Origin of the sequence: Romboutsia sp., from assembly GCF_035470145.1 — a bacterium.
In the GTDB taxonomy this organism is placed as follows: domain Bacteria; phylum Bacillota; class Clostridia; order Peptostreptococcales; family Peptostreptococcaceae; genus Romboutsia_D.
In genome coordinates, this window is the sequence record NZ_DATIRC010000114.1 from 15,734 (window position 1) to 29,174 (window position 13,441).

General features: G+C 28.5%; 13 protein-coding genes. All 13 read right to left on the reverse strand.

The window, feature by feature from the left end:
* Positions 1-7: 7 nt before the first annotated feature.
* The 13 genes from sigE to VLM92_RS04480 all read right to left on the reverse strand — a co-directional run bounded on the left by sigE (position 8) and on the right by VLM92_RS04480 (position 13,380).
* A complete protein-coding gene (gene sigE, locus VLM92_RS04420) occupies positions 8-730 on the reverse strand; it encodes an RNA polymerase sporulation sigma factor SigE (RefSeq protein WP_325275145.1) in 723 nt (240 codons plus the stop codon).
* A gap of 27 nt (positions 731-757) precedes the next feature.
* Positions 758-1,594 (reverse strand): sigma-E processing peptidase SpoIIGA, encoded by an 837-nt coding sequence (locus tag VLM92_RS04425; RefSeq protein ID WP_325275146.1) that lies wholly within the window; start codon positions 1,592-1,594, stop codon positions 758-760.
* Between the two features lie 351 nt (positions 1,595-1,945).
* Entirely contained in the window at positions 1,946-3,094 is a 1,149-nt protein-coding gene (gene ftsZ, locus VLM92_RS04430; RefSeq protein WP_325275147.1) for a cell division protein FtsZ, read from the reverse strand.
* Positions 3,095-3,199: 105 nt separating this feature from the next.
* Entirely contained in the window at positions 3,200-3,553 is a 354-nt protein-coding gene (locus VLM92_RS04435; RefSeq protein WP_325275148.1) for a small basic family protein, read from the reverse strand.
* A gap of 61 nt (positions 3,554-3,614) precedes the next feature.
* Complete coding sequence (locus VLM92_RS04440; protein WP_325275149.1) at positions 3,615-4,307, reverse strand: DUF881 domain-containing protein; 693 nt, start codon at positions 4,305-4,307, stop codon at positions 3,615-3,617.
* A gap of 3 nt (positions 4,308-4,310) precedes the next feature.
* A complete protein-coding gene (locus VLM92_RS04445) occupies positions 4,311-5,012 on the reverse strand; it encodes a DUF881 domain-containing protein (protein ID WP_325275150.1) in 702 nt (233 codons plus the stop codon).
* Between the two features lie 30 nt (positions 5,013-5,042).
* A complete protein-coding gene (locus VLM92_RS04450; protein WP_325275151.1) occupies positions 5,043-5,777 on the reverse strand; it encodes a cell division protein FtsQ/DivIB in 735 nt (244 codons plus the stop codon).
* 71 nt (positions 5,778-5,848) lie between these two features.
* Positions 5,849-7,129, reverse strand: coding sequence for a UDP-N-acetylglucosamine 1-carboxyvinyltransferase (murA, locus tag VLM92_RS04455; protein WP_325275152.1), 1,281 nt, complete (start codon positions 7,127-7,129; stop codon positions 5,849-5,851).
* Between the two features lie 75 nt (positions 7,130-7,204).
* On the reverse strand, positions 7,205-8,443 hold the full coding sequence (gene murG, locus VLM92_RS04460) for an undecaprenyldiphospho-muramoylpentapeptide beta-N-acetylglucosaminyltransferase (protein ID WP_325275153.1): 1,239 nt from the start codon (positions 8,441-8,443) through the stop codon (positions 7,205-7,207).
* 14 nt (positions 8,444-8,457) lie between these two features.
* Positions 8,458-9,588, reverse strand: a complete 1,131-nt coding sequence (gene spoVE, locus VLM92_RS04465; protein ID WP_325275154.1) for a stage V sporulation protein E — start codon at positions 9,586-9,588, stop codon at positions 8,458-8,460.
* A gap of 34 nt (positions 9,589-9,622) precedes the next feature.
* Entirely contained in the window at positions 9,623-10,981 is a 1,359-nt protein-coding gene (murD, locus tag VLM92_RS04470) for a UDP-N-acetylmuramoyl-L-alanine--D-glutamate ligase (protein WP_325275155.1), read from the reverse strand.
* Between the two features lie 15 nt (positions 10,982-10,996).
* Positions 10,997-11,968, reverse strand: coding sequence for a phospho-N-acetylmuramoyl-pentapeptide-transferase (mraY, locus tag VLM92_RS04475; protein WP_325275185.1), 972 nt, complete (start codon positions 11,966-11,968; stop codon positions 10,997-10,999).
* A gap of 38 nt (positions 11,969-12,006) precedes the next feature.
* The gene (locus tag VLM92_RS04480) at positions 12,007-13,380 is read right to left on the reverse strand and encodes a UDP-N-acetylmuramoyl-tripeptide--D-alanyl-D-alanine ligase (RefSeq protein WP_325275156.1); all 1,374 of its coding nucleotides are present in this window, start codon (positions 13,378-13,380) and stop codon (positions 12,007-12,009) included.
* Positions 13,381-13,441 lie beyond the last annotated feature (61 nt).

Below are 13,441 nucleotides of genomic sequence, written 5' to 3' on the forward strand. Positions count from 1 at the left end.
TATTTATTTATACAAATTTTTTCATTTCTTTTTTTAATCTTGATATTATTTTTTTCTCAAGCCTAGAAATATACGACTGAGATATACCAAGCATATTAGCCACTTCTTTCTGAGTTCTTTCTCTACCCCTATTAGTTAATCCAAATCTTAATTCCATAATTTGCTTTTCTCTATCTGACAATCTATCAAGTGCCATAACTAATAAATCCTTATCTATTTCTTCTTCGATAATTTTATATATCTCATCATTTTCAGTTCCTAATACATCTGATAATAAAAGTTCATTACCATCTAAATCAACATTTAAAGGTTCATCAAAAGAAACCTCTATCTTCTTTTTATTATTTTTTCTAAGATACATTAATATTTCATTCTCTATACATCTCGAAGCATATGTCGCTAATTTTATATTTTTATTTAGTTTAAATGTATTTACAGCTTTAATTAAACCGATTGTTCCTATTGATATTAAATCCTCGACATCAATACCTGTATTTTCAAATTTTCTAGATATATATACTACTAATCTTAAGTTTCTCTCTATTAAAATAGTTTTAACACTTTCATCATGCTCTAGGTTTTGTAATAATTCATTTTCTTCATCTGCTTTTAATGGTGGAGGAAGTATGTTTACTCCTCCCATATAATAAATTCCTTTTGGCTTTATTATACCTAATTTAATTAATATAGATATAAATTTGTTAAATATTTTTGATATCAATGAATTCATTTTTATCCCCCCTTCGATTTTTTATATCTAAACTTCTGGCAATATACTAGGGTTTAATATTGCACCGTATTCTGAATCATTAAAATTAGAAACACCCAATATAATATTACCTATTTTATTTTCGTCTATTTCTATGTAGTCTGCTTTTATGCCTAATATAATGCTACCTTTACTACTTCCAGCATGTTTATATGGAATTAACCTTATTCTAGATGAAATTTCATCATCTAATAAATTTATAATTTCTTCTGCTTTCATAATGTCTATATTTTCATAATCATAACTCAGAAGTGATTCTGGTAATACCCCCCTTAGTTCACTAGGTTTAACTACAACAACATCATTGTTACTTATAGGATCTTTTAATAAATTTCCACTATCTACCAAGGCTTTGCAACTGCAACTATTATCTAGAAGCGTTATATTTATATTCTTGGTAAATTCTTTAAGTTGTTTAAGTGCCTTTATATCGTTATATATGTATTTTAATAATTCACAACTTAGATATACACAGACTATTAAAAAAGATATTTTCATATGATCTATACCTGTAAAATAAATTATAAAAAAAGTACTTCCAGATATAAATATGTTTACTAAATAAAATACAAGAATTATGCTTATATACTCTTTTTTATTTTTATATGTAAATGATACAAGCGTTATAAGAGTCATAATCAATACTTTAAATGGTAATGTAAACAATATATCTAATTGTGGATAAATATATGCTATAGAGTATATAGCTCCTAAGGAAGCTCCTATCCATTTTTTTTTATTGCTATTATACTTTTTTGTTAGAATAGAAGTACAACTTATAATAATATAATTTATTAATAGGTTTTCTATAATGTAGTACTCCATATACATTGCATAGTCCCCCTTTAGCCTTTGTATATATTATAAATTAGTATTCACACAATTTTATGTCATTTTTAACAGTCGAAATGCATTTATTTTACTATAAAAAAACACAAAAAAAGAAAGCATTCTGCTTTCTTTTTGTTTTTAAAATTATACTCGTTCTCCACACTCAGTCTTTTAAATCCACATGCTTACGTTGTTTCTTATTAATATTTATTCAGTAATTAAGCTTTTTATTCTTATATTTTTTTATATTCTTGTTTGAACTAATTTGTAGAAATAATTCTTTACAAGTAGTATTTAGAAATAATTTATTATATAAAAAAAGAAGTCATATAGACTTCTTTAAATTTATCTTCTTCTTCTTAAGAATGTTGGAATTTCCATATCGTCATCTTCCATAACATTCACTTTTTTAGGTTCTTCTTTTGTCATTACTATTTCTTCTTTTTCTTCTACAACACTTGGTTTTGGTGTTGGTGCTGTATTTAAAACAGGTCTTTGTACCACTTTTGGTTTTTCAGCTATATCAAAACCCATATCTTTATTGTCATCAAACCCTGTGGCTATTACAGTTATAATTATTTCTTCGCCTAAATCTTCTCTTATAGACGCCCCGAATATAATATTAGCTTCTGGATCACATGATTCATTAACTAAAGTTGATGCTTCATTTATTTCTAGTAATCCTAAATTAGGTCCACCTGTTATGTTAAGTAAAACCCCTTTTGCACCTCTTATTGATGTTTCAAGAAGTGGTGATTGTATAGCTTGTCTAGCTGCTTCAAGTGCTCTATTTTCACCAGTAGCATTACCTAATCCCATGTGAGCTAGTCCTTGTTCTTTCATTACAGAAGTAACATCTGCAAAGTCTAAGTTTATAAGACCTGGAACTGCTATTAAATCTGATATAGATTGTATACCTTGCTTTAATACGTCATCTGCTATAGAGAATGCATCTAACATAGATGTATTTTTTTGTACTATTTGTAATAGCCTATCATTTGGAATAGTTATTAATGTATCAACTTTTGATTTTAATTCAGCTATACCATTTTCTGCATTCTTCATTCTTACTTTACCTTCAAATACGAAAGGCTTTGTAACTACTCCTACAGTAAGTATCCCCATTTCTTTTGCAAGTTGAGCTACAACTGGTGCTGCTCCAGTACCTGTTCCACCGCCCATGCCGGCTGTTACAAATACCATATCAGCGCCTTGAAGTACTTTAACTATTTCATCTTTGCTTTCCTCTGCAGCTCTTTTTCCAACTTCAGGATTTGCTCCCGCTCCAAGTCCTCTTGTTAATTTTTCACCTATTTGAATCTTATATTCAGCTTTTGATGTAAGTAAAGCTTGCTTATCTGTATTAACGGCTATGAATTCAACACCTTGAAGTTGTGCTTCAACCATTCTATTAACAGCATTGTTTCCTCCGCCACCTGCGCCTATTACCTTAATTTGCGCAAGACCATCTGTTTCTACGTCAAAGTTTAGCATCTATAGACCTCCTTATTTTATGATTATAAGTAAATGTATGTATTAATTATATCATTTAATCTTTTAATTTTGTTAATATTTAACTAAGTTATTCCACAAAAATATTTACTTTCCTCTTTTTTTATTCCTAATATTTGTAACAATCTGTCTCCTAATTATTGATAAATTGTCAAATAATCTCGACCCAAAGACTAATATAGCGACATAATAAAGCGGTAATCCTAATCTATCTCCTATATATGTCAATATTATAGCTAACGCTGCATTGCCTATAAATCCAGTCAAAAATATTAGATTATCATATTTACCTTCAAATCCTGATTTAGCTGCACCAAATATTGAATCCATTGTTGCAAGTATTCCCACAGACATATATAATGAATAATCCATAGGATAAGTAAATGGAATATAGTATCCAACTACTACTCCAAGTGCTAATCCCCCTAGTATCAATATCATAAATATTCACCTTCTTTATTTTACTTTGAAACGCCTACATTTTTCAAGTTTTTTAATGTTTTTATTTAGATTTTTTGTAAGAATTTATTATTATTTCATCTTTTTCTTCAACTTTTATATAAATTCCATATCCATCCTTCAATAAACTTGCATAAGATTGTGGAGAAATTATCGATGCTGTTAAACTTTCTTTATCTCCTATAGCATTTATAATAAAAGGTTGTCCATATGTTCTATCGTTTACAGTTATAGTAGCTCCTGAACATTTTATTTTACTTAGAGGTAGTATTCTTTCTCCATTTATAGATATTGCTTTTGAGCCTGATTTTTTTAAATCATTTATAATCCTAAGAATATCTATATCATGAACTATCAAATCATTTGGATTTTGATTATTGGATAATTCTTGATCACTATCTTTTATGGTAATTATAATACCCTCACCTACTTCATTAGAAAATCCACTTATTTCTTTTAAATTTTCTAATTCCTCTTTCATTAAATCATCAATTGATTTATTGTCATCTTGAATTACATCATCATAATATTTTAGTCTATTTTCATAGTTAATTTTAGATTTTTTTAGCTTTTTTATTTCTTTTTTAGTAATTTCTATTTGGTTTTCAATCTCTTTTTTCTTTTCTAAGGTTATATATACCTTACTAGCATCTAAAGACTTAATATACATAGATATTAAAATACCTAGTATAAATGCACCTAATATAACCATCTTTTGTTTTGTTATTTTATACATATATTACCTCTTATTTATATCAGAATCATTTATACTTACTACTCCACTATGTCTGTTTATCTTTAAATTTTCTTTTTTATTTATTTGTATATCCATATTGTAATATTTTTCCATTTCCCAAACGATACCATATTTTATTTGTAAAGCTGATGCCAATGTCTCTGGTTTTCCTATCGCTTTTATTAATATAGGTTGAGTTATTTTTATGTCATTTATAAATAAGTTATCTTCTTTTAAATGTATATATGTATTTGCTACAATTCTTTCACCATTTATTGATATGGCATTGGCTTGTGCCGAATTCAATTTGTTTATCATCGATAACAATAAATCATAATTATAAATTATGCTTTGATTACTGTCTGAATTTATATCTTTATTTTGTTTTATTTTAACTTCTATTCCCGGTCCTTGAACATTTGTATATCCAGCTAATATTTCGTATTTTTTTATTTCGCTTTTAAGTTTGTTATCACCTTGAGTTCCTTTATATTCATCTATGCTTTCTTTTATAGTGTCGATTTCTAATCTGAGATTTTTTTCTTCTTTTTTTAGTCTTCTTAATTCTACGGCTAATTGCTGTCCTTTTTTAGAGGTAGTCATTCCATTATTTTCTATATTTATAGTTTTTAACTGTAAACTTATAAAAATTCCTAGTATTATACTGCAGATAACTAAACTTTTATAAGCTGTTTTTTTATGCATTAAAATTCACTCCTTATCTAAACATATCTTTTAATGTCTATATATGGGATTATTGCCACAAGTAAAATCCACCGTTCCTCCCTTTATATGTTTACTTTGTAAATCTGATAAAATAGGGCTCATCATTGCAATATTATAACCTGTTTTATTATTATTTGGTAATATTATTTTTATCTTATCATTTGTATATATGTTTATAATATCATTTTTTTCGAAATTAATTTTATTTATTTTTTTATGAAGATTATATTTCCTTGTACATTCTAATAAATAGAGTAACCTTTTTTTAGTTTCTTCATTCTGAAATTCTATTTTTTTATCATCTGTTAAATTGTATTTAGCTTCTATGATAACCTTTTTTTCACTACTATCTAATTCCTTTATTTGTTGTATTAAATCCCCTTTATTGTCTATGTAACAATAATTTTCTCCTTCTTTAAGAATTGCTACTATTTCTTTTTCTATAACTAATATTTGTAACTTATTCGGAATATTTCTTTTAACTTTTACTCTTTCTATGTAGCTATTATTCATAAGAGATTTTTCCATTTGTTTTGTATTGTACATAAATATATTTTTATTTTCTTTTATATCTAATATTTTTATTATTTCATTAGTTGAAATTCTTTTATTACCTTCTATATTTATATTACTACTATTAAATATGCTGCTATTTAATAGCAGTAATATAAATATTATTATCATTAATATAAAACTTAGTAAGATCATTAATTTAGTTGTATTAATTTTTTTCTTCTTTTTCATATATATCCTCCTTTTTACTATAAATAATAAATACAACTAAATCTGTACTTTTCCTTCAAAAAATAAAAGGCTTAATAGCCTTTTATTTTTTCTATACTTTCAACCTTTATTATATTTGCTCCTAACTGCCTTAATACATTCTCAATATTCTCATATCCTCTTTCAACATGATAAATATTAGATACTTCAGTTTCTCCATCTATTGCTAAAGCTGCCAATATTAATGCCGCTCCTCCTCTTAAATCAGGAGACTTTACACTTGCACTTTGCAAATGACTCACACCTTTTACCATACAAATATTTTCTGTTATATATTTAATATTAGCACCTAACCTAGTCAATTCAGCGCAGTGCATAAATCTATTTTCAAAAATTGTTTCATGAAATACACTCGTTCCATCAGATATTGACATAAGCGCCATTAATTGCGCTTGCATATCTGTAGGAAATCCAGGATGAGGAGAAGTTCTTATTAAATCTATAGCTTGTATAATCTTTGGTGTTTTAAGCTTAAGACCTTGTTTTGTATATTCTACTTCACACCCAGCTGCTCTTAATTTATCACTTATAGGTTCCATATGCGGTACTACCACATTATCCACCTCTAAGAAACCTCCAGTCATAGCTGAAGCGACCATATATGTTCCTATAGCTATTCTATCCGGTATTACACTATGCTCTACTTCATGTAGCGAATCAACACCTTCAATTTCTATATAGTTAGTTCCTGCTCCTTTAACCTTCGCCCCCATTGAATTTAAAAACTCTTGCAAATCTTCTATTTCTGGTTCTCTTGCTGCATTGTATATTTTTGTTATACCCTTAGCCTTCACAGCTGCTAGCATTGTATTCTCTGTTGCACCTACACTAGGAAATTCAAAGTTTATAGTACTGCCTACTAACTCATCTTTAAAACATCTTATATATCCATTTTCTTCTTCAATTCTTATACCTAGCTCTCTCAAAGCCTTTAGATGCATATCTATAGGCCTTGAACCTATAGCACATCCTCCTGGATGACTTATTTTTGTATAATCAAGCCTTCCTATCATTGCCCCCATTACAATTATTGAAGACCTCATTTTTATAACATATTGATCATCTATTTCCATACAATTTATATTTGAACTATCCACAACTAAAGTTCCATTATCATACTTAACCTTACATCCAATACTTTCTAATATTTTTATCATAACATATACATCAGATATATCAGGTACATTGTGGATTGTGCTTACATTTTCATTAAGTATAGTTGCTGCTATTATAGGTAGTATAGAATTTTTAGCTCCTCTTATTGATAATCTACCTTCTATTTTATTTGCTCCCTTAATTATATACTTAGACAAAGTTACCCCCCCTAGTGTTGTATATTAAATCATAATGCCTATAATTTAAATATTATGTACTAGAGGGGGTATATGTTACTTTTTCTTTATTCCTATTACTTTAGCTTGTTTTTCTTCTGATACTTTATTCTCATCGTTTTTACTTTCTTCTATTTTTTTATCATTTTCAACTTTTTTATTTTCTTTTTTCGATGAAAGTTTTTGTTTATTATTATTATTATATATTTTCATTATTTCAGCATATATAATTTCTATCGCCTCTGGTTTTCCTATCGCTTTACTTGCATTTGCCATATCTATTAAATTCTCTTTATTTCCTAAAAGCTTAAACACCTCATTATTTAGGCATTCTGGATTTAAATCTTTTTCTAATATTGCTATCCCAGCACCTTGTTTTTCAATACTCTTAGCATTGTATTCTTGATGATTTTCAGCAGTATATGCTTTAGGTATTATTATAGAAGGCTTTCCAAGTGCTGTTATTTCAGCTAAAGATATTGCACCTGCACTACCAATTACTAAATCACTTGCAGCTAAAGCATTAGCCATATCTTCTAAATATGGAACAACTCTTTGATATGGTTTTAAAGTTATATGTGATATACTCTTTGAAAATTCTTCATAGTAATATTTACCTGTAGCAAATATAAATGCCACATCATCTTTTACCATATTTTCTATAACTAACCTCATCGCATTATTTATATCTTCTGATCCTCCACTACCTCCGTAGCAAAGCACCATTTTCTTATCTTCTGTTATACCTAAATTTCTTCTAGCAGATTTTTTTCTAGCTACTAGTATTTCTTTTCTTACTGGATTTCCTGTAAGTACTAATTTATTTCTAGTTCCTTGTGGGAATCTTTGATGTGAGTCTTCAAAGCTTGTTAAAACTGTTGTTACCATTTTTGCTAATATCTTATTTGTAACTCCTGGAAAAGAGTTTTGTTCATGTATAACAGTTGGAATTTTATTCATAGATGCATTAAATAATACAGGTCCACTTACATATCCTCCCGTACCTATTACTATATCCGGCTTAAATTTTTTAACTACTTTTCTTGATTGTTCTAATCCTTTAAATAGTTTAAAAACTCTTTTCACGTTATCAAAATCTATTTTTCTTTTAAACCCTTGCACTGTAACAGTTTTTAATTCATATCCATACTTGGGAACAATCTCTGATTCTATTCCTCTTGCAGTTCCAACAAATACTATTTCAGCATCTGGATGTTCTTCTTTTATTCTGTTTGCAATTGCTATGGCTGGATAAACATGACCTCCAGTTCCACCGCCTGATAATAAAACTTTCATTAAATCGTCTCCTGTTAATTAATTTTGACGTGTTTTGAGATGTTTAACACTATTCCTACTGCGCTCATAAAGATTATTAGAGAAGTTCCTCCATAACTTATAAATGGTAGCGCAACCCCTGTGACTGGCATCGATGAAGTTGCTACAGCTATATTTAAAGCTGCTTGAATTCCTATTTGAGCTCCTATACCTATAACAACCATACATGTAAATATATTTGAGCACCTTAAAGCTATTCTTATACATCTATATACTAATATAACGAACAGCATTATTACTACTGCACATCCTACAAGACCTAATTCTTCACCTATTATGGCAAATATAAAATCATTTTGTGGTTCAGGTATATAAAACCATTTTTGTTGGCTCTTTCCTAGTCCCATTCCAAATAAACCACCCGAACCAAGTGCATAAAGTCCTTGTATAACCTGATATCCACTTCCTAATGGATCTTGAAATGGATCTAAAAATGATAGTATACGCTTTAGCCTATACTCTGATGTTAGTGCTAAAGCTAAAAATAATGCAACGCCACTACCAAACATCGCAGCTACAAATTTCATATCCATCCCTGCTACAAATATCATAACGAAAGTTACTAATATTATTGTTCCTGCTGTTGACATATTTGGTTGTAACATTATTAATGCAAAGAATAACCCAGGGATTACGATAAGTGGTAAAACACCTTTTGTCAAAGATTTTATATTGTCATATTTTTTTTCTATTAGTTTTGCTGTAATTATTATAGCTGCAAACTTTGCAATTTCTGCTGGTTGTATGGTAAATGCCCCTACACCAAGCCATCTTCTAGCTCCATTTGCCTTTATTCCTAATGGAGTTAAAACTAATAACAATAATATAACTGATATAATACCTATAGGCTTAGCATTTTTCTTCCAAAATCTATAATCTATATTAGATATGGTCATCATACAAATAAATCCTAATATTGCATAGATTATATTCCTTTTTAGAAAATAATAAGCATCATGGTGCTTAAACGAAGATTGAACAAAACTTGCGCTAAACACCATGATGATTCCTATAAATACTAAAAGCATAGTAGTATAAAATACTACACTATCAAACTCAGTCTTCATTCCTTTATCAATTTGTTTTTTCAAGACTTCCTTAGGCATTTGATAGACTTACCTCCATTCTCGAGATAAGAGGTTATTTTAAATTGTTTACATTATCTTTGAAGTCATTACCCCTTACTTCAAAACTTTTATACATATCCCAACTTGCACAAGCTGGAGAAAGAAGCACCACATCTCCTTTTTGAGCTACTTGGTAAGATATATTCACAGCTTCTTTCATATCTTTTACTTTATATACTCTTTCAAATCCTCTTTCTTTTGCACTACCTTCTATCTTAGAAGCAGTTTCTCCTAAAAGTACTAAAGCTTTAACATTCTCTTTTGCAATTTCTAATAATTCATCAAAATTACTTTGCTTATCCATTCCACCTGCTATTAGTATTATTGGATTTTTATAAGACTGTATCGCTTTTATAGTTGAATCTGGATTAGTCCCTTTAGAGTCATTAACAAACATTACTCCATTTAGATTTCTTACAAATTCTTGCCTATGCTCTACTGCTGCAAAAGTTTTTAATACCTCTTTTATAACTTCTATATCTATATTAGATACATATGATATAGCTATTGCTGCCATACAGTTTTCTAAGTTATGATTTCCTGGTAAACTTAATTCTTCCTTATTTAGAAGCACTATTTTATCATTTATATCTATAATTATATTATTGTCTTTATCTAAATATATTCCTTCTTGTAATTGTTTTTTTCTAGAAAAGAATATTTTTTTAGCTTTAACTTTATTTTCTAAAGCTCTTACTTGCTCATCATCATAGTTTAAAATACAAAAATCTTCATTATTTTGATTCATAAATATTCTAGCTTTAGCTTCTATATAATTTTTCATAGTGTGATGTCTATTTAAATGGTCTTCTGTAAAATTTAATATAGCACTTACTTTAGGTTTAAACGTATCTATACTTTCAAGTTGAAAACTACTTAATTCAGTTACTAAAACTGATTTTTCATTTGCAATACCTACAGTGTCTATAACAGGGTTTCCTATGTTTCCTACTATATGAGTATCTACCTTAGCTTTTTTAAATATTTCTCCTACTAAGCTTGTTGTTGTTGTTTTACCATTTGTTCCTGTTATACCTATAAATATAGGATTATTAGATAGCCTATAAGCTAACTCGACTTCTCCTATAATTTCTATCTCTTTTGATTTTAACTTTAGTATAAAAGGTAAATCTAGTGGTACACCTGGTGATACCACTACCATATCTATATCATCAACATTCTCTAGATGATGTCCTAATATATATTCTACATTACTTAAATCATCTAATTCTTTAAGTATATCACTTAGCTTTTCTTTATCTTTTATATCATTAACTATTATTTTTGCTCCTAGTTTATCTAAATGTTTAATTGTAGACACACCAGTTTTTGCAAGTCCTACTAATATAACTTTTTTATTTTTTAGGTTCATTTTTATACCCCCAACTTAGAATATTGCTATTATACCTATCCATGTTAATACTATAGTAGTTATCCAGAATACAAATACTACTCTAGTTTCAGGCCACCCACACTGCTCAAAATGATGATGAATTGGCGCCATTTTAAATATCCTTTTACCTCTTAATTTAAAAGATGCTACTTGAAGTATTACAGATAGAGCTTCTGCAAAATATATACCTCCAACTAATGGTATTAATAAAATAGAGTTTGTTAATACAGCAAATGCAACCACTGCTCCTCCTAGAGCCATAGAACCAGTATCACCCATAAATATTCTTGCTGGATATGAGTTAAATCCTAAAAACCCTAAACATGCTCCAACTGTTGTTGCTGCTAAAACTGCGACATCTGAATTCGCTGCTCCAGTATATGCTGCAAGTAACATAAAGAATGTAGAAACTATTAAAGTTACACCTGATGCTAATCCATCTAATCCATCTGTTAAATTTACTGCATTAACAATACCCACTATGATAAATGTCATTATTGGTACATATAATATTCCTAAATTTATCACTGCATCTGTAAATGGTATTATAAGTTGTGTTGCACTAGGTGATGCTGTATATTGATAATACGATATATATAAAGCTAGCGCAAATTGAAGCACTATTTTTTGCCATGCCTTTAATCCTAAAGATCTTCTTTTCTTTACAATGATAAAATCATCAATAAATCCTACAAGACCAAATCCTACTATAGATATTAACCCTATTACCATATCTGGCCCAACTTTGCTTCTAGTAAGACCTGTTATAAGTATTGCTACTATCATTACTATTCCACCCATAGTTGGTGTTCCATTTTTCGATAAATGTGTTTGTGGTCCATCGTCTCTAACCGTCTGACCGAATTTAAATTTAGTTAACATAGGTATAAATATTGGGCCTAATATAACTACTATTAGAAATGAAATCAATGCTGTATAAGTAAGTTCTGTTATTCCTAACATAATATATCTCCTCTCCCTTGCTGGCTATTTCTTTGGTTTTATTACTTATTAAGATGTTCTACTATTTTTTCTAATTCCATACCTCTAGAAGCTTTAACTAATATAATATCTCCATCTTTTAGTAAATCATCTATTTTATTAATAGCATCTTCTTTTGTATCAAAATGGTGTATGTTTTCTTGATCAAATCCTAACTTTATTGTTTCCTTTCCTATAAACTTAGAATCTTTTCCTATAGTTATTAGTAAATCTGTATTATCTATAACTGATTCTCCAACTAATCTATGTCCATACTCTGCATGTTTACCCATTTCAAACATATCTCCAAGTATTGCAACTCTTCTATTTTTATATCTTCCTAAAATTTTTAAAGCTGCTTTCATAGAATCTGGACTTGCATTATATGCATCATTTATTATTGTTAATTTATCAGTTTTAAATATATCTAATCTCATTTTTGTAGCTTTGAAATTTTTCAAACCTTCTTTTATTTCATCTAAAGAAAGCCCTAAACTCATTCCTACTAATATAGCTGCCATTGCATTATATATATTATGTTCACCTACTGTAGGTATAAATATTTCTTCTTTTTTATTATTTATTACGCATGTAAATGTTATATTATCTTCATTCATTTCATAGCCTTCACAATAAATGTCATTATCTTTATTAAATCCAAATGTCTTTAATTTATATTCATGATTTTTATTTTTTAGCGTAGATAAAAACTTATCATCCCCATTCACTACTAATGTGCTTGAAGAATTAAATTTTGCTGTTATTTCCATTTTTGCTTTTAAGATTCCTTCTTGTGAGCCTAGATTTTCTATATGAGATAAACCTATATTAGATATAACTCCTATTTGAGGATTCACTATATTAGCTAGATACTCTATTTCATTAAAGCCTGACATACCCATTTCTATTACAGCGCATTCATGAAATTCATCTAAATTAAATAACGTTAAAGGTACTCCTAGTTGATTATTTAAATTGCCTTCATTTTTTAAAGTATTAAATTTTGCCGAAACTGTAGCATAAACCATATCTCTAGTAGTTGTTTTTCCAACACTACCTGTTATTCCTATATATGGTATATCAAATTTCGCCTTATAGTATCTACCTATATCTCCCATAGCTACTTCAGTATCTTTAACTGTTATTAAATTTATGTCCGAACTATCTAAATTTATGCGACTACTTTCATTTTTTATGAAAGTCCTGCATCCATTTTTATATGCAGATTGCATAAATTGGTGTCCATCTAAATTTTCTCCAATTATAGCTACAAATACACTGTTTTCATTTGTACCTCTACTATCTATAACAACGTCATCTATACGGTCGTTTTCATTACCAATTACTAATCTACCTTTTGTTGCAAGTACTAACTCAGCTATTGTTAGACTCTTCATATTCAATCCTCCTTTAGGTCTTATGATATTATTTGACTAAATATCTTAATAAAAGGCAATG